Origin of the sequence: Rhizobium ruizarguesonis (assembly GCF_012349115.1) — a bacterium.
Lineage (GTDB): Bacteria > Pseudomonadota > Alphaproteobacteria > Rhizobiales > Rhizobiaceae > Rhizobium > Rhizobium ruizarguesonis.
The window spans coordinates 38,820-63,184 of record NZ_PQIG01000144.1; the positions used below are offsets into that span (position 1 = coordinate 38,820).

The window sequence follows — 24,365 nt, forward strand, 5'->3', positions numbered from 1 at the left end:
CAAATCGTTTCATGGAGATGGCGCTTGAAGAAGCGCGCGCCGCCGGAGAACGCGGCGAGGTGCCGATCGGCGCCGTCGTCGTTATCGACGATATTGCCGTTTCACGCTCAGGAAACCGCACGCGCGAACTCAAAGACGTCACCGCGCACGCCGAAATCGCCGCAATCCGGTTCGCCTGCGAAGCGCTCGGGCAGGAACGTCTTGCCGGCGCCGATCTCTACGTGACACTCGAGCCTTGCACCATGTGCGCGGCAGCCATCTCGTTTGCGCGTATCCGCAGGCTCTATTACGGCGCCGAGGACCCGAAGGGCGGCGCCGTCGACAATGGCGTGCGATTCTATGCGCAACCGACCTGTCACCACGCCCCGGAGGTCTATTCCGGTTTCAACGAGGTCCAATCGGCCGATATGCTGCGAAGGTTCTTTTCGCAAAGGAGAGAGGCGCCGTAGTCCCAGCGCCTCTGCGCGGCGCCGTCATCCTTGCCGGCGCGCCGAACATGCTATTGCAGGAGGTTCCACCACTGCTTGCCGGTGTTGGCGACCGCTGCATCCTTCTTGCGTTTCTTCTGCTTCTTCAACTCGGGCTCGCCGACATCGTCGAGCTTTGCCGGATCGTCAACGGTGCGGTAGCCGGGCGGCGGATCTGATATATAGCGGCGCTGATCGATATAGGAGCCCTTCTGCAGGGCGCGGGCTTCGCGATAGGCCTTGGTCTGGGCTTCCGTCGTACGCCGGCCGCCTTCGATCGCAGAGCTTGCGAGCGGCGAGCGGTAATTCGGATTGTCCGAATTCGCGTCAGCTTCCGAAACGAGACGGGCGCGGGTCTCCTCCGGCGATTCAAGCCATTGCGGGTTGTCCTTGTTGGCGACCGTCTGCTGCGGCGCAACGAGGGTCTCTTTCTGCGCCTGGGCCGGCAGCACCAGCGTCGGTCGCGGCGTGTACTTGACGCCCTTGTTCTTCGGGTCCGGTCCGGTCAACGACACGGACTGGCCGAGATCGTCGGTCAACTGTTCCATGGCGGTCTTGTCGGTGCCGTAGGTCGGGCTGCTGGCGCAACCGGACACCAGGGAACATCCCGCCATGACGACAGACAGGCAGGCGCCCATACGGAACCAATGCGTTGCTAACATGAAAACCCTTCCAGCCCTGCCGGTGCAATCATCGCCCAACCGGACAACCGTCCCCCTGACGCAAAAATCCGGCCATTTTCAGGCAGCTTTTACCGGATGAACCGCGAAAGCGCAATTCACCCGGCAATATTCTTCACGTGAGCGCGGCGAGTTCGCGAAGGGCGGCGGCGTCGCGGGCCGAAACATCGGGATATTCCGGATCGGAACCGACATCCCTGGTGATGCGCCAGGAGCGGGCGCATTTTTCACCCTCTGCCAGCTTCGGCACGACGCTGACCTCAGGCACCTCAGCCAGGCGGAAGGCTTCCGCCGGGCCTTCACCGGCCTTGATCTCGATTGCCGAGGTGATGCAGACTTCGGTGAAGTCCTGGCCTTCCAGCGCCTTCAGCAATTCCGGATCGGCGATGTGGACAAGCGGAGCCGCTTCCAGCGAAGAGCCGATGCGCTTGTCCTTGCGCTCGATTTCCAGGGCGCCGGTCACGACCGAACGCACGGCGCGGATCTTCTTCCACTTCTCGGCCAGGGCATCGTTGCGCCATTCCTTTGCGACCGGAGCAAACTGCTCCAGATGCACGGAAACGGCGGCCGGATTGCGCGACAGCCAGGCTTCCTCGGTGGTGAAGGGCAGCATCGGGGCAAGCCATGTCACCATGCAATCGAAGATCTGACGGATGACGTGCAGGCTGGCGCGCCGGCGCAGGCTCGACGGCGCATCGCAATAGAGCGCATCCTTGCGGACATCGAAATAGAAGGCCGACAGCTCGACATTGGCGAAATCGATCAGCGCGCGGGCGATCTTCTTGAAATCGAAGGCATCGTAGTTCTCGCGCACCATCTCATCGAGTTCGGCAAGCCGGTGCAGCATCAGCTGCTCCAGCTCCGGCAGGTCGACAAGCGCGATCTCCTCGCCCTTGTCGTGGGCGAGCGTGCCGAGCATCCAGCGGATGGTGTTGCGCAGCTTGCGATAGGCGTCGACATTGGTCTGGATGATCGTCTTGCCGACGCGCAGGTCGTCGGCATAATCCGAGGTCATCACCCAGAGCCGCAGGATATCGGCGCCGGCGTCCTTCATCACCTCCTGCGGGGCGGTGACGTTGCCCTTCGACTTCGACATCTTCTCGCCCTTCTCGTCCATGGTGAAGCCATGGGTGAGGACGGCATTGTAAGGCGCACGGCCGCGGGTGGCCGCCGATTCCAGCAGCGACGAATGGAACCAGCCGCGATGCTGGTCGGAACCTTCGAGATAAAGATCGGCCGGCCATTTCAGATCCGGGCGGTCTTCGAGCGTGAAGGTGTGCGTCGAGCCAGAGTCGAACCAGACGTCGAGGATATCCATGACCTGGGTCCAGCGGGAATGGTCGTGGTCATTGCCGAGGAACCGCTCCTTGGCGCCTTCGGCAAACCAGGCGTCGGCGCCCTCATGTTCAAAGGCTTCGAGGATGCGGGCATTGACGGCTTCATCGACCAGAACCTTGCCCTGCTCGTCGGCAAAGACGGCGATCGGCACGCCCCAGGCGCGCTGACGCGAGAGCACCCAGTCCGGGCGGCCCTCGATCATGGCGCGCAGGCGGTTCTGGCCGGCGGCGGGCACGAAGCGCGTGTCGTCGATCGCACCGAGCGCGCGCGAACGCAGCGTCGTGCCGTCGGCAAGGGTCTTGTCCATATAGACGAACCATTGCGGCGTGTTACGGAAGATGACCGGCTTCTTCGAGCGCCAGGAATGCGGATACTGATGCTTCAGACGGCCGCGGGCGAAGAGCGCGCCGCGGGCGATCAGTTCCCTGATGACACGGTCGTTGGCATCGCCCTTCTTGCCGTTGTCATCGATGACGCGGGCGCCCTCGAAGCCGGGGGCGTCTGATGTGTAGAAGCCGCCGTCGTCGACCGGGAACGGGATCTTGGTCTCGATGCCGCGGGCCTCAAGCGTGCGGACAGCCGACATCCAGGCATCGAAGTCTTCGCGGCCGTGGCTGGGTGCGGTGTGCACGAAGCCAGTGCCGGCGTCATCGGTGACGTGATCGCCATCGAGCAGCGGCACGTGGAATTCATAGCCGCCGTCGAGACCCTTGAAGGGATGCGCGCAGGTCATCGCTGCGAAGTCGGCCGCAGAGACATCGCTCAAGCGCTTGTACTGCAGCTTGGCCTTGGCGAAGGATTCCTCGGCCAGCTTATCGGCAAAGATCAGCCTTTCGCCCGGACGCGGTCCGAAATCGTTCTCGGCGGCCGTCACCTCGTAGAGACCGTAGGAGACACGCGCGGAAAAGGAGACCGCGCGGTTGCCGGGGATCGTCCAGGGCGTGGTCGTCCAGATGACCACGAACGCATCCTTGAGCGCGACCGGACCTTCCACGACCGGGAATTTCACCCAGATCGTGTCGCTCTCATAATCCTGGTATTCGACCTCGGCCTCGGCCAGCGCCGTGCGCTCGACGACCGACCACATGATCGGCTTGGAGCCGCGATAAAGCTGACCGCTTGCGGCGATCTTCAAGAGTTCGCCGGCGATGCGCGATTCCGCGTGGAAGTTCATCGTCGTATAGGGATTGTCGAAGTCGCCCTCGATACCGAGACGCTTGAACTCTTCCGCCTGGACCTTGATCCAGCCGGCGGCGAATTCACGGCATTCCCGGCGGAATTCGTTGACCGGAACCTCGTCCTTGTTCTTGCCCTTCTCGCGGTACTTTTCTTCGATCTTCCATTCGATCGGCAGGCCGTGGCAATCCCAGCCGGGCACGTAATTGGCGTCGTAGCCGCGCATCTGGAACGAACGGTTGATGACGTCCTTGAGGATCTTGTTCAGCGCGTGGCCGATATGGATGTTGCCGTTGGCATAGGGCGGACCGTCGTGAAGGACGAATTTCTCGCGGCCGGCGGCGGAAGCGCGCAGTTTCTTGTAGAGACCCATCTCCTGCCAGCGCTTGACGAGTTCAGGCTCCTTCTGCGGCAGGCCGGCGCGCATGGGGAAATCGGTCTCGGGCAAATAGAGGGTCTTCGAATAGTCGATCTTTTCGGCTGTGTCGGTCATGTCGGACAATCATTTCTGGCGGCCCAGGAAGGGGCGCAACGGGCGTGAAAAAGCTGGTGACGGAAGCGCTCGTATCCAAGCGCCAAAAACCCGGACCTTCCGGCCGCTTAGCGCGCGCGGAAGGCCGGGCCGATAATTCGCATCATCATTGCCAGCCGATATTTCGTCATCGCGCCGGTTCATAGGCGTTTTTGCCGGGAAAAGGAAGAGAAGAATTCGCGGTTGGCAATCGACATCAACGGCTGGAATCGCCGGTGTCCCAGCGACAGCCGCACTCAAGGCGACCTCAGGAAAAGCAGAGTTTCCGATCAAGCGCGCCGAGCGGCTTGACACCCGCAAGCAGCGCCCTCGCCTCTTCCTCATCGCGCTTGATCTGGGCAACGAGCGGATCGAGGCCGTCGAATTTCAGCTCGGCGCGGAGATAACCAAAGAAGGAGACGGAGCAGAGCTGGCCGTAGAGATCGCCGCTGAAATCGAAAAGATAGGTTTCGAGCAGCGGCGCGCCGTTTTCCGTCACCGTCGGGCGGCGGCCATAGCTTGCAACAGCATCGTGGAGCGTGCCGTCCTGGCGGCGGAAGCGGACGGCGTAGATGCCGGCGGCAAGATCGACCTCCGGCGGCAGGCGCATGTTGGCCGTCGGGAACCCCAGTTGCCGGCCGAGCTTTTCGCCGTCGATCACCTCGGCTTCCACCGTATAGCGGTAACCGAGCATGCCGGCGACTTCACTGACATTGCCCTCCTGCAGGAGCGCGCGGATATGGCTCGAAGAGACGACATCGGCGTTTTCGTCACGGAAGGCATCGATCAGGGTGACGCCGAAGCCGTAGGTATTGCCGGCATTCATCAGGAAGGCGGGACCGCCCTCGCGGCCACGGCCGAAATGGAAATCGAATCCGGTGACGACTTCGGAAGCGCCGAGCCAATCCTTCAGGATCGAATGGATGAAATCATCGGCCGAGCGCTGCGAGAATTCGTAGTCGAAGGGATACTCGATGACGGCGCCGAAACCCAGCGCTTCCAGGATGCGGGCCTTCAGGGGCGCCGGCGTCAGGCGGAAGACCGGCGCCTGCGGCCGAAAAACCGTACGCGGATGCGGCTCGAAGGTTAGCACCAAAGCGGGGATACCGCGCGCCTTGGAGATTTCGAGCGCTCGGTTCAGCACCGACTGATGGCCACGGTGCACGCCGTCGAAATTGCCGATGGCAATGACGCCGCCCTTCAGATGGGCGGGCAAGGGTTCCCGGGTTTCATTGCGGTGGAAGACGGTCATCGGCTGGCTTCTCTTCATGCAAGGCGTGTCTTCATGCAAGGCGGGGCATCCACCACTTCGGCGCGGCGTTTTCCCGTTCGAGATAGGCGTTGAGGATCGCCTCGTCGGTTTCGCCGTTGAGGGTGTATTCCTTGGCGTGGATACCGCCGCTGATGTAGAGAAGGTCGAGCCCATAATTCAAGGCGCCGCGCACATCGGTCGGCATACCGTCGCCGATCGCCAGCACCCGCTCGACGGGGAAATCACCGCGAACCTCGCGGGCAGCCGAAAGCGTCGCCTCGTAGATCGGCCGGTGCGGCTTGCCGGCGATGCGGGTTTGCCCACCAAGCTGCTCGTAATAGGCGGCCATGGCGCCGGCGCAGGGGATGATGCGATGGCCGCGTTCGACGACCAGATCGGGATTGGCGCAGATCATCGGCACGTCGCGGGCTTTGAAATCGAGAAGCATGTCGGTGTAATCCTCCGGCTTCTCCGTCTCGTCGTCGAAAAAGCCGGTGCAGACGAGCGATAGCGCTTCGCCCGCGGGCCTGCGCTCGATGTCGAGGCCATCAAGGAGCGGGCTGTCGCGCTCGGGTCCGAGCAGAAAGACCGTCTTCGGCCCTTCGGAGATCAGCCCGCGCGTGACGTCGCCAGAAGTGACGATCCTGTCATAGGCGCTGTCGGGAACGCCGATCTGGAGCAACTGCTCGACCACCTGCCAGGAAACGCGCGGCGAATTGGTGATGAGGACGACGGCGACGCCGTTCTCGCGGGCCGCTTCAAGGGCGGCTGCCGCCTTCGGGAACGGATCGACGCCGTTGTGAACGACACCCCAGACATCGCAGAGCACCACATCATATTGACCTGATATCTCCGAGAAGTTTTCTATCCGCCTGGCCATTCCGATTTCCCGATTTGTTTCAGTCACCGGTGACATTGCAAAGGCGCAAGACGAAGGCAAGGAATTTTCTTCGCTGCCCGGCCCATGCGAAGAACTCGAAGGCGATCCGAGGGCACGGATAGCAAGGGGTTTGACGATTATCCCGAAGCGGCAGATCGCCGACGGCGGACGAGTTCGGCAAAGTTCGCCTGCGCCAGGGTTTCGGCCGCAATCTCCGACTATTCTCCGGTCTCTTCACAATTCCGGCACAAAAATTCGTGATTGCTCTCATTGACTCCTCTCGGAGCCATCCCTAAATGCTCGTCGCTAGCACTCACCGCAAGGGAGTGCTAACATCTATCCATGTGGGCCACTCCGGTCCGCGAATGTCATTCGATCGAGGGATTAGACAATGGCAAGCACCAACTTCCGCCCCCTTCACGACCGCGTCGTTGTTCGCCGCGTTGAGTCCGAAGCCAAGACCAAGGGCGGCATCATCATTCCCGATACCGCCAAGGAAAAGCCGCAGGAAGGCGAAATCGTCGCCGTCGGCTCCGGCGCACGCGATGAGTCCGGCAAGGTCGTCGCACTCGACGTCAAGGCTGGCGACCGCATCCTGTTCGGCAAGTGGTCCGGCACCGAAGTCAAGATCGACGGCGAAGACCTTCTGATCATGAAGGAAGCCGACATCATGGGCATCATCGGCTGATCGGCCGACCTGCTTTCCCGAAATGGCTGACGGGCCTTTTGCCCGAACAACTCGAATTCAGGAGTTAAGAATATGGCATCTAAAGAAATCAAGTTTGGCCGCACCGCGCGCGAAAAGATGCTGCGCGGCGTCGACATTCTCGCCGATGCAGTGAAGGTCACGCTCGGCCCGAAGGGTCGTAACGTCATCATCGACAAGTCCTTCGGCGCTCCGCGCATCACCAAGGACGGCGTTTCGGTCGCCAAGGAAATCGAACTCGAAGACAAGTTCGAAAACATGGGCGCCCAGATGGTCCGCGAAGTTGCTTCGAAGACCAACGACATCGCCGGCGACGGCACCACGACTGCAACCGTTCTTGCCCAGGCGATCGTTCGCGAAGGCAACAAGGCCGTTGCAGCCGGCATGAACCCGATGGACCTGAAGCGCGGCATCGATCTTGCTGTTGCCGACGTCGTCAAGGATCTCCAGGCCAAGGCCAAGAAGATCTCCACCTCGGAAGAAGTTGCACAGGTCGGCACGATTTCGGCAAACGGCGACAAGCAGGTCGGTCTCGACATTGCTGAAGCCATGCAGAAGGTCGGCAACGAAGGCGTCATCACCGTTGAAGAAGCCAAGACCGCCGAAACCGAACTCGAAGTCGTCGAAGGCATGCAGTTCGACCGCGGCTACCTCAGCCCCTACTTCGTCACCAACCCGGAAAAGATGATCGCCGACCTCGAAGACGTCTTCATTCTCCTCCACGAGAAGAAGCTGTCGAACCTGCAGTCGATGCTGCCGGTTCTCGAAGCCGTCGTCCAGACCGGCAAGCCGCTCCTCATCGTCGCTGAAGACGTCGAAGGCGAAGCCCTCGCAACGCTCGTCGTCAACAAGCTGCGCGGCGGCCTCAAGATCGCTGCCGTCAAGGCACCTGGCTTCGGCGACCGCCGCAAGGCCATGCTCGAAGACATCGCCATCCTGACCGGCGGTACGGTCATCTCCGAAGATCTCGGCATCAAGCTCGAATCCGTCACGCTCGACATGCTCGGCCGTGCCAAGAAGGTTTCGATCTCCAAGGAAAACACCACGATCGTCGACGGTTCGGGCGCCAAGACCGACATCGAAGGCCGTGTTGCTCAGATCAAGGCCCAGATCGAAGAAACCACCTCCGACTACGACCGCGAGAAGCTGCAGGAACGCCTTGCCAAGCTCGCCGGCGGCGTTGCCGTCATCCGCGTCGGCGGCTCGACGGAAGTCGAAGTGAAGGAAAAGAAGGACCGCATCGACGACGCGCTCAACGCGACCCGCGCTGCCGTTCAGGAAGGCATCGTCCCCGGCGGCGGTATCGCTCTGCTCCGCTCCTCCACGAAGATCACCGTCAAGGGTGCAAACGACGACCAGGAAGCCGGCATCAACATCGTTCGCCGCGCCCTGCAGTCGCTCGTTCGTCAGATCGCTGAAAACGCAGGCGACGAAGCCTCGATCGTTGTCGGCAAGGTCCTCGACAAGAACGAAGACAACTTCGGTTACAACGCCCAGACATCCGAATATGGCGACATGATCGCCATGGGTATCGTCGACCCGCTCAAGGTCGTTCGCACGGCGCTGCAGAACGCTGCTTCTGTCGCATCGCTGCTGATCACCACCGAAGCCATGATCGCCGAACTGCCGAAGAAAGAATCGGCTGGCGGCGGCATGCCGGGCGGCATGGGCGGAATGGGCGGAATGGACATGATGTGATCGGCGAAAGCCATCACTGACTACCATTCCGGCATCCGGAATAGGAAGGGCGGCTCTCGGGTCGCCCTTTTCTTTTGCCCAAAGCGATTCGACGTGCGGCCCACTGGTTTGCATAGCCGATGAACGTCTGACCAGCTCTCTATTGCTGGCCCCGGGCGCGAAGCTTGCGCCAAGCTTGCGCTGCCCGCGCCTTTCTCAACCTAGCGACATGCGAGAGACTACAGCGTTCTGGCAAGATTTTCGGCCTGACGCGGAGTGAAAAACGCTTCCAAAGCCCTCAAGGATGATCTTCGGATGCTGTTTCTCGCGAAGGCTCGCGCAAATGCGGACATCTCGGGAAAGGATGCCGATCCGAATACCCCTTAAAAAGCCGTTGCCGTTTGTCCAAAAGCCCCTATAAATCCGCGCTGCAATTAAAGCGCGCCGGCGATAATTTTTCGCCAATAGACGAGGCCGGAGCGCGGAAGGCGATGCATGAACGTTCGGCTTCGAAGGGCTCCGCTTACGGAGGCCAGATGGCCGTGGCAATAATCGCCGGAGGTAAGCGCGGGCATCATGCCCGCTGCTGCGTGATCCTGTTTCTTTGTGTTTGCCGAGCGTGCGGCGGGAGCCGCATCCGAACGGGGGAACGCCTTGTTTAAGATCGCCAGAGCCAATGCAGCCATGCCTTTGACACCCGGCTCGCTTGATGACGCCAATCAAAATCACGAGATGTTGGCGCAGTTTTCCGTCTCCGAAGCCTGGACTGGAGATTTTTCGAGCGGCATGCTCCGTCTCGGCGAGTGGAGCGCGATGCTGCACGGCCTCGCCGCACAGGAATGCGGACTTTTAAGCTTGATCCGCTGCTATGATACCAAGGACCGCGGCCACATATTGGAGCTGTTCGAGCAGGCGGCGACGCTCTGCTCCTCCTTCTGTTTTTCGACGACGATCATCATGCCGAACGGCTTTCGCCAGCCGCTCTTTTGCATGGGCGAGTCCAACGGTCTGGAAGAAAAATTCAGCGGCAGCATGGTCGGCGTCTTCGTCTTTCCGCGCTTCAAGCTGGAAGGCGCAAAACAGATATCAAGCCGGCGATAGGCCGGAAATTAAGATAAAAGGCCGCCTCGAGGGCGGCCTTCGTGCTTTCCGGCGATCCGTCCGTTACTCCGGCTTGACCGGTATGTTGAGGCCCCTGGCACTTGCCGGACGAGCGATGCAGCGCTCCAGCCAATCCGAGACGGCGGGGAATTTCGCGTATTCGAGAACCTCGCGGCCGCCATAGAAGATATCGGCACCGCGAACCCAGGTGAAGGTGGTGATGTCGGCGATCGTGTACTGATCGCCCATGATCCACTGACGGCCCTTCAACCGGTCTTCAAGCACCCCGAGCAGCCGTTTGGATTCATCGCGATAACGCTCCACCGGGTAGGCGTTGTTGGCGACCTTGTCGGCGGCGAATTTGTAGAAATGTCCGAACTGGCCGAACATCGGGCCGATGCCCGCCATCTGGAAAAACACCCACTGGATGGTTTCATATCGGCCGGCGGCATCGGCAGGGATGAGCTTGCCGGTTTTTTCCGCGAGATAAAGCAGAATGGCGCCGGATTCGAAAAGGCCGATCGGCTTCCCGTCCGGACCGTTTGGATCGATGATCGCCGGGATGCGACCGTTCGGGTTGAGAGATTCGAATTCCGGCGACTTCTGCTCGTTGGCGGCGAAGGAAATATAATGCGGCTCATAGGCGAGGCCGAGCTCCTCGAGGGCGACTGAGACCTTCACCCCATTCGGTGTCTGCAGGGAATAGAGCTGGATGATGTCGGGATTTTTCGCCGGCCAGCGCGTCGTGATCGGAAATGCGGAAAGATCTGCCATCGGATTCTCCATGTTGGGCGCCGACCATAAAAACCGGGCTCGGCAAAGGCAAGCGTGGGCAGCCAGTGCATGTCGCCCAAAAGTGCGCAGCGGTTTTGGGACAACGACCTACATGAAAACAAAAGATCCAAGCGCGTCGCTTGAATGCGGTCGAACGCGACGCGCTTTGGAGATCGTTCCATATTAGTGAACGAAGTGTCCCCTTCCGTTTATCTTTCCACAACGCAAGAAAAGAGCGACATAGAGGCATCCGAGGTCGAACCGGTGCCGGGGCACCAAGATCTCCAGAGTCCTTCAAACGGAGACAACGTCCATGTCGAACAACGTCATCATCTTGATTGCCCGTATTCTTCTTTCCTTCATGTTCATCTTTGCCGGCTTCGGCAAGGTGACCGATCCGGCAGCGACCGCCGGCATGATCGCCGGTGCCGGCCTTCCGGCTTCCACCGCGCTGACCTATCTCGCCGGCCTCTTCGAACTCGCAACCGGCATTGCCGTGCTCGTCGGCTTCCAGGTCCGCATCGTCGGCTGGCTGCTGGCCGTCTTCTGTGTCTTCACCGGCGTCGTCTTCCACCTTGCGCCGGTCAACGTTCCGGATTTCCCGGCTGCCGCCAACGGCTGGATCAACGGCCTGAACTTCGTCAACTTCCTGAAGAACATCACGCTCGCCGGCGCCTATATCATGCTCGCAACCAACGGCGCAGGCGCCTACTCGCTCGACGCCCGCCGCGGCGCCTACGCGGCTGCATAACGCCAGCAGAACATCCTCCCGGACATACAGAACCCGCCGTCATCCGACGGCGGGTTTTTCTTGTGTCTAGACGGCTGATATCAGAGGGCGGCGCGCACCGCGTCGATGATCGCCTGCACAGCGGGTTCGCCGGCGTGGTTTTCCTTGCGGGCGCGCACCAGGCAGGCCTGCGAATGCAGGATGACGCCGTCCTGGAGCACCTTCAGGTGGTTGGCGCGCAGCGTCGAGCCGGTGGAGGTGATATCGACGATGATATCGGCCGAGCCGGAGGCGGGAGCGCCCTCGGTGGCGCCCAGGCTTTCGACGATGCGATAAAGCTGGATGCCGTGCTGGCTCGAAAAGAACTGCTGGGTCAGCCGCCAGTATTTGGTGGCGATGGCAAGGCGTCGGCCGTGGCGGGCGCGGAAATCGGCGGCGACATCGACGAGATCGGCCATGGTGTCGACATCGAGCCAGATCTCCGGCACGGCAACGACGACATCGGCGTGGCCGAAGCCGAGCCGGGCGCAGAATTCGACGCGCTTGTCGACCTCGGCAAAACCTTCCCGCATCAGATCCTCGCCAGTGACGCCGAAATCGACGGTGCCGTTGCCGATTTCACGGGAGATTTCGGAAGCCGAGAGGAAGGCGATCTCCACATCATCCCAGCCTTCGACGCGGCCGCGATAGGAGCGGTCGTTGCCGACCGCGGAAATCGTCATGCCGGCACGTTCGAAGATCGCCGAAGCGTCCTCCTTCATCCGGCCCTTGGAGGGAAGCGCGATGGTGATGGTCATGCGGCTGCCCTTTCGGTTTCGATGCGGTCGAGCCAGAAGGAGAAGCCGACGGCCGGAATACGGTCCGTCGCACCGAGAAAGGTCAGGAGCCGGTCGAAACGGCCGCCACCGGCGAGCACCGCGGTCGAGCCCTCCACCGTCACCTCGAAGACGAGGCCGGTGTAATAGTCGAGCGGCCGTCCGAAGGCGGCGCGGTAGTCGAGGCAGGAAAGATCGACGCCGGCATTATAAAGTGCTGCAACGCGGCCATTAAAACGGGAAAGCGCATTGCCGAGTTTCAGGCCGGCAGCATCGGCGAAACCGGAAAGGGCTGCGGAAGCATTGACCAGCGGCACGTCGAGCGACAGGAACTCTTCCAGCACGTGGAAGGCTGCATCATCGAGGCGCGTTTCGGACAGGATGAGCTTTTCCTTGAGCCTTCGGGCGATCTCCAAGGCTGAGCGGCCGGCATTCGTCGAATAGCCGGTCTTCTGCATCTCCCGCTCAAGATGGGCGACCAGCGCCTGCTCGTCGCCCGATGCGACCAGCCTGGCGATATCGTCGTCGAGCCCGGTGACGAATTGCGGGCTGACGAGGCTGGCAAGCAGCGCCTCCAGCTGCGTCATATTGCCGAAGGCGTGGATCAGACGCTTCTGCCAGCCAAGCGGCAGGCCGAGCGCCTGGACGACCGCCTCGAACACCGCCTGATCGCCAAGCGTCACCGACAGGCGGCGGCCCGGCAGCAGGCGGGCGAGAATGCCGGTGGCATCGCCGATGGCGCGGGCGTCGGCGTTTGATAGGTCGATATCGCCAAGATCCTCGATGCCGGCCTGATAGAATTCGTTGGCGCCGTCGCGACGCTGGCGGAAAACTTCGCCGAGATAGGCATAACGCTTCGGCGTGCCGGTCGCCGTCTCGATGTGGCGCAGACAGACGGGGATCGTGAACTCGGGACGCAGGCAGAGGCTGGCGCCGGTTTCGCTCTCCGTCATGAAGATGCGGCGACGCAGATCTTCGCCGGCGATATCAAGGAAAGGTTCGGCCGGCTGAATGACAGGCGTATCGATGCGCTCGGCGTTGCGCGCGACGAATTCGGCAAGCAGGTCGTTGGTAAATTCGGGGAGGTTGATCAGGGGCATGCGGGCCTCCGAACGATAGGCAAAGAGCGTGTCGGAAATGCCTCAGACATTGCCGCCTGCCCTCTTCCGATCCTCGGCCTGCGCAGCAAGGATCTCCCTGACCTTGGCGACGAGATCGGCTTCCGGCGCCGTCTCTTGCGCCACGCGCGCTTCGCGCCAGCTGGCATTGTCATCGATCTCGCCGGAGAGCCGCTTGCCTTCGATCAGATCCTTGATCTGCACGACGCCTTCGGCGCGCTCGTCGCCGCCCTGGATGATGGCGACGGGGCAGCCGCGGCGATCGGCATATTTCAGCTGGTTGCCGAACTTCTTCCAGTTGCCCTGGAACATCTCGGCGCGGATGCCGGCGGCACGCAGTTCCTGCGTCATCTTTTGATAGCGCCCCATCGCCTCGACATCGCCGTCCATGACGGTCACCAGCACCGGCTCGATGACTTCGCTCGCGCCGAGCTTGCCGAGGTTCTTCAGTGCCGTCATCAGCCTGGAGACGCCGATCGAAAAGCCCGTCGCCGGAACCGGCTGGCCCATGAAGCGGGAGACGAGGCCGTCATAACGACCGCCGCCGCCGACCGAACCGAAGACGACCTTTTCGCCCTTTTCATTGGTGACGTCGAAGGTCAGTTCGGCCTCATAGACCGGGCCTGTATAATATTCGAGGCCGCGCACGACGGAGGGGTCGATCTTGATGCGGTCAGGGCCATAGCCGGCGCTGGTCACCAACGCACCAATGAAATTCAGCTCCTCGACGCCTTCGCCACCCCTGGCGGTTCCCGCAACCAGCTCGGCGAGACGGACAGCGCTTTCGGCATAGTCCGTGATGCCGACAAAGAACAGCACCTTGTCGATCTGCTCCTTGTCGAGACCGGCGCCCTTGGTGAAGTCGCCGGATTCATCCTTGCGGCCGGGACCGAGCAGCAGGGCCACTCCTTCCGGGCCGAACTTGTCGAGCTTGTCGATGGCGCGCAGCACGTTGAGCCGCTGGCCGGCCTTGTCGTCGCCGCCGAGACCGATCGCCTCGAGCACGCCGTCCAGAACCTTGCGGTTGTTGACGCGGATGACATAGTCGCCGCGCTTGATGCCGAGGGCTTCCAGCGTATCGGCCATCATCATGCACATTTCGGCATCGGCCTGAACACCCGGCGCACCGACGGTATCGGCATCGAACTGCATGAACTGGCGGAAGCGGCCGGGGCCCGGCTTCTCGTTGCGGAAAACATAACCGGCGCGATAGGTGCGATAGGGCAGCTGAATCTCGTTGAAATTCTCGGCGACATGACGGGCGAGCGGCGCCGTCAGGTCGTAACGCAGCGACATCCACTGTTCGTCATCGTCCTGCAGCGAGAAGACGCCTTCGTTCGGCCGGTCGCTATCGGGCAGAAACTTGCCAAGCGCATCGGTATATTCGAACAGCGGCGTTTCGAGCGGATCGAAACCATAATGCTCATAGACTTCCCGGATCTTTGCCGTCATCTCGTTGACGGCGCGGATATCGCCGGCCGTTCGGTCGACGAAGCCGCGCGGCAGGCGGGCCTTGAGCTTTTGCGGTTTCTTCTGCTTGTCGTTCATTTCCGGGAATTCCACTGACTGTGACAGTGGCGGTTTCCTAGCGGATTGGGCGGGGAGCGGCAAGGGCGAAGGCCCTTGATCTCAAGAGCATTCCCGTTTTTCTCGGAGTCACGGAAATGCTCTATCTCTCTGTTTTCACGCAATTCCGAACGCAAAACCGCTGCGCACTTTTGCTGGAATTGCTCTAGACCGGAATCGATTGAACGAAAAGGCATCCATCAGAAATGCGGATATGCTCATGATCACTGAGGCGCTTCTCTATGCCGCGACCTTGCCGCTGACCGGCAAGCCGCATCGAAAGTTCATCCGCTATTCCGTCAATCTCTGGTCGCGGGCCGGGCGCTGCGCGGCGGATTGGGCCGAACATGAGGAGATGAGCCGGAAGGCGATCTTGGCGGCAACGGCGGACCTCAGGCAGAAGCGGACCGCCGTCGTCCTCGGCTCCGGCCTGTTGCGCGACGTGTCGATCGAGGTGTTGGCGCGAGATTTCGACACCGTCGTCCTGGTCGATCTCGTTCATCTCGCCTCGGTGCGCCTGTGGCTGTCGGCCAAGTTCTATCGGAATGTCCGGCTGATCGAGCGCGATCTCTCCGGCTATGATGAACTTGCCGCCGGCCGCGAACCCGAACCGCTCGGCTTCCTGCGCGGCGTGCCCTATCTCGATTTCGTGGTTTCCGCCAACCTCTTGTCGCAGATCGGTCGCGGCGTGAAACGGCGCCATGAGGCCGAGGCCGGGCGAATGCCTGAAGACACGGTTGAAAGGTTGATCGCGGCACATCTTGCCGGGCTTTCGGGTCTTCCCTGCCGCAGTTGCCTGGTGACCGACATCGCCTATGCCGTCATCGACCGCAACGGCAGGACGCATGAAGAGGCCGACTTGCTGCATGGCGTTTTGCCGCCGCCGGCAAAAGCCGCCTGGACATGGCCGGTCGCGCCACTCGGTGAAGAGAGCAAGGATTATAGGATCGAGCACAAGGTCATTGCCGCCTGGTGACCGGGATGTGACCGCCGGCTTGGCTTCTATCCGGCCTTCGCCTATAAAACAGCATGCGCACGCTCGCTCTCATCACGATGTTTCTCGGCTGGCTGGTCTACAGCGCCATGTCCGCATGGGCAGGCTGTCCGACATGTGCGTCGATGAATGCACCGGTTGCCGTCGAAACCGGCATGCACCACGAAATGCACGGCATGGCTATGTCCGAGGCGGTGGGCAAGACTGAGCCCTCGAAAGGCCCCTGCGCCAGCGGCAATTCCGCACATATGCCGCTTTGCGCCGCCTGCCTGTTGCTGCCACCGGCGGTGACGGTCATGGCCAGCGGAAAATCCATTTTCGGCTACCCCACCCCGGCGCCTGCCCGCGCCCTGGACGGCGATAAGCCGGCACCGCAGCCGCCCCCTCCCCGACTGTCCTGAGACAACGCCTATCCATGCAGAATGGGCGGCCCGGCCGCCTGGAAGACCTATTGTCAGACAGAGGAAGGAACTCTCATGTCTTTGAAAATCATCACCCTCACCGCAGTGCTCGCCGTCGCCGCTCCGGTCCTTGCCGAAGACAAGCCGATGGACATGAGCAAGCCGATGGGCAACCACGATGCGGCAAGCCACGCCTTCAGCGAGGCGAACGCCAAGATGCACAAGGATATGATGATCGAGTATAGCGGCGATGCCGATGCGGATTTCGTCCGCGGCATGATCCCGCACCATCAGGGCGCGATCGATATGGCCAAGATCGAGCTGCAATACGGAAAAGATCCCGATATCCGCAAGCTCGCCGAAGCCGTCATCAAGGCGCAGGAAGCCGAGATCGCCGAGATGAACGCCTGGCTCAAGACCCACGGCAAGTAATCGATCACTCGTGAAAAGGGAACGCCGGGAGAAATCCGGCGTTCCCCAAGACTTATGTTGGCGAGGTCAGTCCCTCGGCTCGAAATCGGTCGGGCGGCGGCCGGCGCCCTGTCGCGCCAGCATCCAGCCCGGATATTCCGGAGCAAGCGCGCTCACCTCGTCGAGCCTCTTCATATCGTCTTCATCGAGCTTCAGCTTGACGGCGGCAAGGTTCTGGTCGAGCTGATCGACCCGCTTGGCGCCGATGATGACTGTGGTGACGAAAGGCTTGGCGAGGATATAGGCGAGCGCCACGGTGGCGACGCTGACGCCGTGCTTTTCGGCGACTTCGCGCATGACGGCGACACAGGCCCAGGCCTTGTCCTTGTCGACGGGCGGGAAATCGAAACTGGCGCGGCGGCCCTCGCCGTTGCCGGGCGCGCCGGGACCATACTTGCCGGAGAGCAGACCGCCGGCGAGCGGCGACCAGACCATCAGGCCGAGCTTTTCCTCCTGCATCATCGGCACAATGTCACGTTCGAGATCACGGCCGGCGATGGAGTAATAGGCCTGCACCGTTTCGAAGCGGGCGAAGCCGCGCCGTTCCGACAGGCCGAGTGCCTTGGAAATGCGCCAAGCCTGCCAGTTGGAGACGCCGATATAGCGCACGAGACCACGGGAAACGAGATCGTCGAAGGCGCGCAGCGTCTCCTCGATCGGCGTCACCGTATCGGTCGCGTGGATCTGATAGAGGTCAATATGATCGGTCTGCAGGCGCTTGAGGCTCGCCTCGACCGAATCCATGATGTGGCCACGCGAGGCGCCGCGATCGTTCGGCTTGTCGCCCATGACGCCGTAGACCTTGGTGGCAATGACGACGTCCTTGCGCGGGATGTCGAGATTCTTCAGCGCCTGGCCGAGCAGCCTTTCGGACTCGCCGGATGAATAGACGTCGGCCGTGTCGATGAAATTGACGCCTGATGCAAGCGAGCGCTCGACGATCCGGTCGGCGGCATTCTGGTCGACGTCAGCGATGGCGCCCCACATACTGCCCTGTTTGGCTTCGCCGAAGGTCATCGTGCCCAGGCAGATTTCCGAAACGAAAAGTCCCGTATTTCCGAGTTGATTGTAACGCATGGTCGAAAAATTCCTTTGTGTCTGCCGCAAGAGGGGCTTGCGAACTACTGAACTTCATTTTTTGATTATTGGCCTGCAAATGACAGGCACAGCCGTGGCTGGCTGCAAAGGTGAGGCGATTTTCATGTAGTGCGGCGGCGGCGCTTTTCAACGCCGCGCCTTGGCTGTGCGGAGGCGGATGCCCTTGTCTCGACACAGGCAGCCGATAGATTGCCGGCCATATTTTAAGAGGTGCGCATATGACGACGCGACCACTGACCACGATTGGCTTCGATGCCGACGATACGCTCTGGCAGAACGAACAATATTACCGGCTGACGGAAGCGCATTTCACCGGGCTGCTTGCCGATTTCGCCGAAGGACCGAAGATTTCCGAACGGCTGCTGGAAGCCGAGAAACGCAACCTTCGCCACTACGGCTTCGGCATCAAGGGCTTCACGCTGTCGATGGTCGAAACCGCGATCGAGATCACCGAGGGCAAGGTCCCGGCGAGCGTGATCGCCAAGATCCTCGATACCGGCCGGGATCTTCTCAACCATCCGGTCGAGACCATGCCGCATGTGCGCGATACGCTGGAGGCGCTTGCCGGCAAGTACCTGCTGGTCATGATCACCAAGGGCGATCTCTTCGATCAGGAGCGCAAGCTCGCCCAATCCGGGCTCGGCGACTTCTTCGATGCCGTCGAGATCGTCTCCGACAAGACGGCCGTCACCTATCGCCGCATCTTCGCCAAGGTCGGCGACGGGCCGGAGCGGGCGATGATGGTCGGCAATTCGCTGAAATCGGACATCGTGCCGGCAATCGCCGCCGGCAGCTACGGCGTCTTCGTACCGCACGAACTGACCTGGGTACTGGAACATGTCGACGAGCCGAAAGAGGCGCCGCGTTTCCGCAAGATCGGCCACCTCGGCGAATTGCGCGACCTGATCGACCGCCTCGGCTAAGCTCAGTTCGCAGTCCTTGTCCTATTGCTTGGCAGGCGCCTTTGGAAAGAGCGACGGGCGCTCCGGCTCGGCCGGCGGTTTCGGCTGCTGGGGGGCAGCCGCCAACGGCTCGATCAGGATGCTGAAGGGAGCGCCGAGGCCGCGGCGCGGCGAGACCTTGGAATAATAGGGACGCAGCAGCCAGGTCGCGTTTTCCTTGACCGTCGTCTCGAAACTCGTGCCGTCCTCGTCGGTACCGAAAAAGGCCTCGTCATCCGGTTTCGACAGGTCGAAGATCGCCAGGAAGGCAAATTTGCTCTTGCTGGAAAAACTGATCTTCATGTGCTGGCCGGCGCGCACCGGCAGCGTATAGACATGGCCATTGCCGAATTTCGTCCAGCCCTTCAACTGCATGGTGACGGCCGGAAACTGCAGCTTCTCCAGCTTCTCGCCAGGATCGAGCTGCGGCGTCTGCGCCATGGCGGAGACCGTCAGGAGGAAAAGGGCGGCGGCGGCGATCAATGTTCTCACGGAGTGATCTTTCATGGGCGAACCAGGGCGGTGCGCATCGCCTCGACCTCGGGCCGGCAGAAGCAGCCTTCCAGATGATCGTTGACGAGACCCATCGCCTGCATGAAAGCATAAACTGTGGTCGGGCCGACAAAGGTCCAGCCGCGTTTCTTCAGATCCTTCGAAATGACCACGGATGTTGGCGTCGTCGGATTGGCGACCATGTGATCACGGTCGACCACTGCCGGCCGCTCGTTATGGCCGGGTTCGTAGCGCCAGAAATAATGGGCGAGCGAGCCGAATTCGTCCCTGAGCTCTATTGCACGCTTGGCATTGTTGATGGTCGAGACGATCTTGCCGCGATGACGGATGATGCCGGCATCGGCAAGGCAGCGCGCGACATCGCCTTCGCCGAAGAGGGCGACCTTCTCGAAATCGAAACCTGAAAAGGCGGCGCGGAAATTCTCGCGCTTGCGCAGGATCGTCAGCCAGGAAAGGCCGGACTGGAAACCTTCGAGGCAGATCTTCTCGAAGAGGCGGATGTCGTCGGTGACCGGGCGGCCCCATTCCTCGTCATGATACCTGAGATAGTCGGGCAGATTGGCGTGCCAGTGGCAGCGGCTCCTGCCGTCCTCGCCGATGATGATGCCTGTCGCGCTCATGATCCTTCATTCTGCGGGGGTCCGCTTCGTTCTCCGGTCTTGATTCCGGCTTTACCATTTGCAAACCGTCTTTCCAAACCGAACGGTAACCCTGACGAAAAGTTTATCCGATCGGTCGGCTTTTCATGAATCGATCTTTACCATTCGCTGGCGGATTGGGTGGCAGCGTCTTCCCGGGCGGACATGTCCCGCCAGCGCATTTTCGGTCATTTGTAGAGAGTTCGTCCGATGATGAAACAGCTTGTTCTTGCCGCAGCCCTCTTCGGCATTTTCTCCACGGCGGCGCTTGCAGACGACCGCTACGCCACTCGCCCGCCCGTCGTGCTCAGCCCCGATCTGACCGCGCCCTGGATCAACCAGTTGGGCGGCGGCACGGTTCGTCCTGTCGTCTACCAGCGGCCGGTCATCCAGCCGCAGCAGCGCGGCCTTTTCCAGCGCCGCATCATCCGCCGGGCGCCGCAGGTGTCACCGCAGACCGTTTCGGCGATCAATCCCGGCATCCCGTCGATCCGCCATCCGATCGAACCGCAATACCTGCCACAGATGGTTGACTACGACACCACGGAAAAGCCCGGCACGATCGTCATCGATACCAACAACCGCTTCCTCTATCTGGTGATGCAAGGCGGCAAGGCGCGCCGCTACGGCGTCGGCGTCGGCAAGCCTGGTTTCGAATGGGCGGGCGCCCACAAGATCACCCGCAAGACCGAATGGCCGGACTGGACGCCGCCTTCCGAGATGATCAGCCGCGAAGCCGCCAAGGGCCACTACCTGCCGGCGCGCATGGACGGCGGCGCGGAAAATCCGCTCGGCGCGCGCGCCATGTATCTCGGCTCGACGCTTTACCGCATCCACGGCACCAACGCGCCCTGGTCGATCGGCAGCGCCGTCTCCTCCGGCTGCATCCGCCTGCGCAACGAAGACGTCGTCGACCTTTACGACCGCGTCAACGTCGGAACCCGCGTCATCGTCATGTAACGGTGGGCCAATACTTACAGCGCCGCGCGTCTTTTTCAGATGCGCAAAGGACGCTGTAACCTTTAAATTGCTGCATAATTTTTCCTAAAGTCGATTCCGATTTGAGGAAAAATTATGCAGTAGGAGCCGCAAGAACAGCCGGCTCCCCTTCTCCAAAATTGCTGTATCCGGCCACGCCGATCTTGAATCAGGCAGAAGTTCATGTAGCTTCGAGCGGATTTGCTTGAGGGGAATCGATCATGATCAAACTAATGCCGGGTCTGGCTGCTGCCGGACTTGTCCTGTCCTTGATGTCTACATCCGCCTTTGCAGCGCCTGCGGGCTCCGCGCCCGACAATGCACGGGCCCCGGCACAGATCGTGCGCGTGGCGCAGATGCCGAAATACGTGAAGCCGCAGTTCAAGCGCAAGAAAGTGCGCCTGGTGACGACGGAAGCGGCCGGCACCGTCATCATCGACACCAACAACAAGTATCTCTACCTCGTCGAAGGCAACAACCGCGCCACCCGCTACGGCATCGGCGTCGGCCGCGATGGCTTCGGCTGGTCCGGGGTCGTGAAGATCGGCCGCAAGGCCGAATGGCCAGCCTGGACGCCGCCGGCCGAGATGCGCCGCCGCGAGGCCGCCAAAGGACACATGATCCCCGCATTCCAGGAAGGCGGCGAGGACAATCCGCTCGGCGCCCGCGCCATGTATCTTTACCAGGGCGGCCGCGACACGATCTTCCGCATCCACGGCACCAATCAGCCCTGGACGATCGGCCTCAACATGTCTTCCGGCTGCATCCGGATGATGAACGAGGATGTGACGCATCTCTACGATCGCGCACCTGTCGGCACCAAGGTGATCGTCATCGGCCCCGGCAACCGGCAGGGCAAGGTCGCGTTTGAAGACCGGGGCATCGACGTGCTGCGCACGATGTTTGGCGGCTGAGCAACACTTTCAAAAAAAACGAAAGGCGCATTTTGACGCGCCTTTTGTTTTGCTTAGACTTTGCGGCCGAAAGCTGGCAAACCTGCCTAAGAGTCGACACATTTGCAATATCGGGGCTATTCAATGACATATGCGCTGCGTTCCTCCGCTTCACTGCTTGCGGGCATCGCGTTTTTCACCATCTGTTCGGCAGCTTCCGCCTCGGCGGAAGATCTGCAATTCTCCGTCTACGGCGGCTATCAGACCGCACCACACAGCGGCGTCGATCTCTCCGACGGCACGCATTTCACCGCCGGCTGGGAAGGCAAGTCCTTCGGCAGCCCGCCTTATTACGGCGGCCGCGTCACCTGGTGGCTCGAGAACTTCAACAAACCGAACTGGGGTATCTCGCTCGATTATACCCATGACAAGGTCTATGCCGACGACGATACGCTGGCCAAGACCGGCTGGTCGCATTTCGAATTCACCGACGGCCTGAACCTGATCACGGTGAACGGTCTCTATCGCTTCCAGGATCCGACCCGCCGCTGGACGCCCTATCTCGGCGCCGGTATCGGCGTGAACATTCCGCATGTCGAAGTGATTCGCCCAGAGGGCAAGACCTGGGCCTATGAATTCGGCGGCGTGACGCTGCAGGCCCAGGCCGGCGTCGACTTCAAGGTGACCGAGCGCTGGTCGACCTTCGTCGAATACAAGGGCACCTATTCGCGCATCGACGTTCCGATCGATAGCGGCGTGGACCTGAAGACCAACATCTTCACGAATGCCGTCAACGTCGGCGTTTCATTCCACTGGTAAGAATAAATTTCGGCTGCGGCGCTATTTGGTGCCGCAGCTGACCTTGCCCTCGACGGCATAGGGCTTTTCGCCGCCTGCTATCGTCAGGGAATATGTGCCGCTGAAATTTGCCGACGGCTTGCCGCGCTCACCGGCGACGACCACCAGATCCAGCGTTGCTCCGTCGGTATCGTCACCGCCGCCGTCAAAGACCTCCATAAGCAGTTCGCCGTCGCGCGACCAGTGATTGGTCAGGTGCTGCGATTCGAAAACACGCTTTCCGAATACGGTCGATTGGGCCTCATCCTTGACGATCAACGCGCCGCGGAAATGGTTGAGCTTGTGGCCGGCATCGCTTTCGAAACCGCTTTCGAGCGTGAAGCGTGCTTCCTTGTCATCGGCGGAACAGAAATAGCGGCTATTTGCATGGGCGGTGCCTGCCGCACCGAGCAGTCCCGCAAGCACAATCATTCCCCGCCACATCGTCTAAACTCCCGAGACCGCCCCGATGGGCCTTCGCAAGCTTCAACCTAACGGCAAACCTGTTAATTTTTCCGGCACAGCGCCGCCGTAGGCCCAATCGAGCAGTTCGACCGTGTGCAGGATCGGAATGCCAGTGCCGGTGGCGATCTGGGTGATGCAGCCGATATTGCCGGTGGCAATGACATCGGCCTTGGTGGCCTCGATGTTCTTGACCTTGCGCGCCTTCAGCGCAGCCGAGATCTCCGGCTGCATGATGTTATAGGTGCCGGCAGAGCCGCAGCAAAGATGGCCTTCGGCCGGATCGCGCACCGCAAAGCCCGCCGCTTTCAGCAATTGCTTCGGTGCGAGGGTGATCCGCTGGCCGTGCTGCATGGAACAGGCGGAATGATAGGCGACCGTGATGCCCTTCGGCACGTGCGCCGGCAGATCGAGGGTCGCAAGATATTCGGTGACGTCCTTGGCCAGTGCCGAGACCCTCGCCGCCTTTGCAGCATAGGCGGGGTCGAGGCGCAGCATGTGGCCGTAATCCTTGATCGTCGTGCCGCAGCCCGAGGCGGTGATAATGATCGCATCGAGGCCCTGCCCGTCGATCTCGCGCGTCCAGATATCGACACTGGCGCGGGCGCTTTCGAGCGCCTGTTCGGCGCGGCCCATGTGATGGACCAGCGAGCCGCAGCAGACCTCTCCTTCCGGCAGCACGACCTCGACGCCGAGCCGCGTCAACAGCCGGATCGCCGCCGCGTTGATGCCGGGATCGAGCACCGGCTGGGCGCAGCCGGAAAGGATCGCCACCCGGCCGCGTCGTTCCGTCTCGGGCAGGTAGCTGCCGGGTTTTGCGAAGGGCGAAGCAGCGGGGATGCGGCGCGGCGCAAGCGCCAGCATGGCGGCGAAGGGTTTTAGCGCGCCACCCCGCATCAGACCGGCGAAGGGCCGGCCGAGGCGGGCGAGATTGAGCGCCAGGCGGAAGCGGCCGGGATAGGGCAGCACGGCGGCAAGAATGGCGCGCGTCAGTCGGTTCATGAACGGGCGTTTGTAGGTCTTTTCGATATGGGCGCGGGCGTGATCGACCAGATGCATGTAATCGACGCCGGAGGGACAGGTGGTGACGCAGGCAAGGCAGGAGAGACAGCGGTCGATATGGGTGACGACCTCAGCGTCGGCGGGGCGGCCGTTTTCCAGCATGTCCTTGATCAGGTAGATGCGGCCGCGCGGGCTGTCGAGCTCGTTGCCGAGCGTCACATAGGTCGGACAGGTGGCGGTGCAGAAACCGCAGTGAACGCACTTGCGCAGGATCTGCTCGGATTCAGCGACATCGGGGTCGAGGAGCTGGGTCAGGGTGAAGTTGGTTTGCATCTAGCGAGATCTC

Annotated in this window: 25 protein-coding genes; 12 read left to right on the top strand and 13 right to left on the bottom strand. The window is 61.5% G+C overall.

Translation table 11 applies throughout. The features are described from left to right. The first annotated feature begins 11 nt into the window (after positions 1 to 11). Positions 12 to 449, top strand: coding sequence for a nucleoside deaminase (locus tag C3Y91_RS36640; RefSeq protein ID WP_024321319.1), 438 nt, complete (start codon positions 12 to 14; stop codon positions 447 to 449). A 50-nt stretch (positions 450 to 499) separates the two neighbouring features. Here the strand turns inward: C3Y91_RS36640 and C3Y91_RS36645 are convergent, their stop codons facing one another. The 4 genes from C3Y91_RS36645 to C3Y91_RS36660 all read right to left on the bottom strand — a co-directional run bounded on the left by C3Y91_RS36645 (position 500) and on the right by C3Y91_RS36660 (position 6,304). Next, the gene (locus tag C3Y91_RS36645; RefSeq protein ID WP_018070153.1) at positions 500 to 1,129 is read right to left on the bottom strand and encodes a hypothetical protein; all 630 of its coding nucleotides are present in this window, start codon (positions 1,127 to 1,129) and stop codon (positions 500 to 502) included. A gap of 133 nt (positions 1,130 to 1,262) precedes the next feature. After that, positions 1,263 to 4,154 carry an isoleucine--tRNA ligase gene (gene ileS / locus C3Y91_RS36650; protein WP_024321320.1) on the bottom strand — a complete coding sequence of 964 codons (2,892 nt, stop codon included), beginning with the start codon at positions 4,152 to 4,154 and terminating at the stop codon, positions 1,263 to 1,265. 286 nt (positions 4,155 to 4,440) lie between these two features. Beyond that, on the bottom strand, positions 4,441 to 5,424 hold the full coding sequence (locus tag C3Y91_RS36655) for a bifunctional riboflavin kinase/FAD synthetase (protein WP_024321321.1): 984 nt from the start codon (positions 5,422 to 5,424) through the stop codon (positions 4,441 to 4,443). Between the two features lie 31 nt (positions 5,425 to 5,455). Continuing rightward, entirely contained in the window at positions 5,456 to 6,304 is an 849-nt protein-coding gene (locus C3Y91_RS36660; protein WP_024321322.1) for a TIGR01459 family HAD-type hydrolase, read from the bottom strand. 391 nt (positions 6,305 to 6,695) lie between these two features. Here C3Y91_RS36660 and groES point away from each other — a divergent pair, with 391 nt between their 5' ends. The 3 genes from groES (at position 6,696) to C3Y91_RS36675 (ending at position 9,788) form a co-directional block, all read left to right on the top strand. Next, the gene (groES, locus tag C3Y91_RS36665) at positions 6,696 to 6,992 is read left to right on the top strand and encodes a co-chaperone GroES (RefSeq protein ID WP_003545797.1); all 297 of its coding nucleotides are present in this window, start codon (positions 6,696 to 6,698) and stop codon (positions 6,990 to 6,992) included. A 72-nt stretch (positions 6,993 to 7,064) separates the two neighbouring features. Beyond that, positions 7,065 to 8,708: a chaperonin GroEL gene (gene groL / locus C3Y91_RS36670; protein WP_003545786.1), complete on the top strand. Its 1,644-nt coding sequence runs from the start codon at positions 7,065 to 7,067 to the stop codon at positions 8,706 to 8,708. A 633-nt stretch (positions 8,709 to 9,341) separates the two neighbouring features. Continuing rightward, on the top strand, positions 9,342 to 9,788 hold the full coding sequence (locus C3Y91_RS36675; RefSeq protein WP_018496414.1) for a hypothetical protein: 447 nt from the start codon (positions 9,342 to 9,344) through the stop codon (positions 9,786 to 9,788). Positions 9,789 to 9,851: 63 nt separating this feature from the next. Here C3Y91_RS36675 and C3Y91_RS36680 read toward each other — a convergent pair whose 3' ends face one another. Continuing rightward, positions 9,852 to 10,562 carry a glutathione binding-like protein gene (locus tag C3Y91_RS36680; RefSeq protein WP_024321324.1) on the bottom strand — a complete coding sequence of 237 codons (711 nt, stop codon included), beginning with the start codon at positions 10,560 to 10,562 and terminating at the stop codon, positions 9,852 to 9,854. Between the two features lie 313 nt (positions 10,563 to 10,875). Between C3Y91_RS36680 and C3Y91_RS36685 the strand changes: the two genes are divergently transcribed. Further along, positions 10,876 to 11,313 carry a DoxX family protein gene (locus C3Y91_RS36685; RefSeq protein WP_018070161.1) on the top strand — a complete coding sequence of 146 codons (438 nt, stop codon included), beginning with the start codon at positions 10,876 to 10,878 and terminating at the stop codon, positions 11,311 to 11,313. A gap of 80 nt (positions 11,314 to 11,393) precedes the next feature. On the opposite strand, the gene hisG is transcribed toward C3Y91_RS36685, so the two are convergent. The 3 genes from hisG to hisS are packed head-to-tail and all read right to left on the bottom strand — an operon-like array spanning position 11,394 to position 14,773. Further along, positions 11,394 to 12,089 (bottom strand): ATP phosphoribosyltransferase, encoded by a 696-nt coding sequence (hisG, locus tag C3Y91_RS36690; RefSeq protein ID WP_018070162.1) that lies wholly within the window; start codon positions 12,087 to 12,089, stop codon positions 11,394 to 11,396. Beyond that, positions 12,086 to 13,207 (bottom strand): ATP phosphoribosyltransferase regulatory subunit, encoded by a 1,122-nt coding sequence (locus C3Y91_RS36695; RefSeq protein WP_027689606.1) that lies wholly within the window; start codon positions 13,205 to 13,207, stop codon positions 12,086 to 12,088. The genes hisG and C3Y91_RS36695 overlap by 4 nt, the downstream gene beginning before the upstream one ends. 42 nt (positions 13,208 to 13,249) lie before the next feature. Continuing rightward, positions 13,250 to 14,773, bottom strand: a complete 1,524-nt coding sequence (gene hisS / locus C3Y91_RS36700; protein ID WP_130654717.1) for a histidine--tRNA ligase — start codon at positions 14,771 to 14,773, stop codon at positions 13,250 to 13,252. 232 nt (positions 14,774 to 15,005) lie between these two features. Between hisS and C3Y91_RS36705 the strand changes: the two genes are divergently transcribed. From C3Y91_RS36705 to copM, 3 genes are all read left to right on the top strand, one after another. Continuing rightward, on the top strand, positions 15,006 to 15,767 hold the full coding sequence (locus tag C3Y91_RS36705) for a hypothetical protein (protein ID WP_026170759.1): 762 nt from the start codon (positions 15,006 to 15,008) through the stop codon (positions 15,765 to 15,767). A 53-nt stretch (positions 15,768 to 15,820) separates the two neighbouring features. Beyond that, on the top strand, positions 15,821 to 16,186 hold the full coding sequence (locus C3Y91_RS36710; RefSeq protein ID WP_130688317.1) for a hypothetical protein: 366 nt from the start codon (positions 15,821 to 15,823) through the stop codon (positions 16,184 to 16,186). Positions 16,187 to 16,261: 75 nt separating this feature from the next. After that, entirely contained in the window at positions 16,262 to 16,618 is a 357-nt protein-coding gene (gene copM / locus C3Y91_RS36715; protein ID WP_130666597.1) for a CopM family metallochaperone, read from the top strand. Between the two features lie 66 nt (positions 16,619 to 16,684). Here the strand turns inward: copM and C3Y91_RS36720 are convergent, their stop codons facing one another. Next, complete coding sequence (locus tag C3Y91_RS36720; RefSeq protein ID WP_130763237.1) at positions 16,685 to 17,734, bottom strand: aldo/keto reductase; 1,050 nt, start codon at positions 17,732 to 17,734, stop codon at positions 16,685 to 16,687. Between the two features lie 239 nt (positions 17,735 to 17,973). Between C3Y91_RS36720 and C3Y91_RS36725 the strand changes: the two genes are divergently transcribed. Beyond that, complete coding sequence (locus C3Y91_RS36725; RefSeq protein WP_018070170.1) at positions 17,974 to 18,678, top strand: HAD family hydrolase; 705 nt, start codon at positions 17,974 to 17,976, stop codon at positions 18,676 to 18,678. 21 nt (positions 18,679 to 18,699) lie between these two features. Here C3Y91_RS36725 and C3Y91_RS36730 read toward each other — a convergent pair whose 3' ends face one another. Beyond that, on the bottom strand, positions 18,700 to 19,203 hold the full coding sequence (locus tag C3Y91_RS36730) for a hypothetical protein (RefSeq protein WP_018070171.1): 504 nt from the start codon (positions 19,201 to 19,203) through the stop codon (positions 18,700 to 18,702). After that, positions 19,200 to 19,829: a DNA-3-methyladenine glycosylase I gene (locus C3Y91_RS36735; protein ID WP_130763236.1), complete on the bottom strand. Its 630-nt coding sequence runs from the start codon at positions 19,827 to 19,829 to the stop codon at positions 19,200 to 19,202. The genes C3Y91_RS36730 and C3Y91_RS36735 overlap by 4 nt, the downstream gene beginning before the upstream one ends. 228 nt (positions 19,830 to 20,057) lie before the next feature. On the opposite strand from C3Y91_RS36735, the gene C3Y91_RS36740 reads away from it, so the two are divergent. The 3 genes from C3Y91_RS36740 (at position 20,058) to C3Y91_RS36750 (ending at position 22,537) form a co-directional block, all read left to right on the top strand. Next, on the top strand, positions 20,058 to 20,807 hold the full coding sequence (locus tag C3Y91_RS36740) for a L,D-transpeptidase (RefSeq protein WP_018483287.1): 750 nt from the start codon (positions 20,058 to 20,060) through the stop codon (positions 20,805 to 20,807). Between the two features lie 239 nt (positions 20,808 to 21,046). After that, on the top strand, positions 21,047 to 21,739 hold the full coding sequence (locus tag C3Y91_RS36745; RefSeq protein WP_018070174.1) for a L,D-transpeptidase: 693 nt from the start codon (positions 21,047 to 21,049) through the stop codon (positions 21,737 to 21,739). Positions 21,740 to 21,862: 123 nt separating this feature from the next. Beyond that, positions 21,863 to 22,537 carry an outer membrane protein gene (locus C3Y91_RS36750; protein WP_018070175.1) on the top strand — a complete coding sequence of 225 codons (675 nt, stop codon included), beginning with the start codon at positions 21,863 to 21,865 and terminating at the stop codon, positions 22,535 to 22,537. Positions 22,538 to 22,558: 21 nt separating this feature from the next. On the opposite strand, the gene C3Y91_RS36755 is transcribed toward C3Y91_RS36750, so the two are convergent. Both C3Y91_RS36755 and glcF read right to left on the bottom strand, forming a co-directional pair. Further along, positions 22,559 to 22,999: a hypothetical protein gene (locus C3Y91_RS36755; protein WP_018483290.1), complete on the bottom strand. Its 441-nt coding sequence runs from the start codon at positions 22,997 to 22,999 to the stop codon at positions 22,559 to 22,561. Positions 23,000 to 23,041: 42 nt separating this feature from the next. After that, positions 23,042 to 24,352: a glycolate oxidase subunit GlcF gene (glcF, locus tag C3Y91_RS36760; RefSeq protein ID WP_130654713.1), complete on the bottom strand. Its 1,311-nt coding sequence runs from the start codon at positions 24,350 to 24,352 to the stop codon at positions 23,042 to 23,044. Between the last annotated feature and the right edge of the window lie 13 nt (positions 24,353 to 24,365).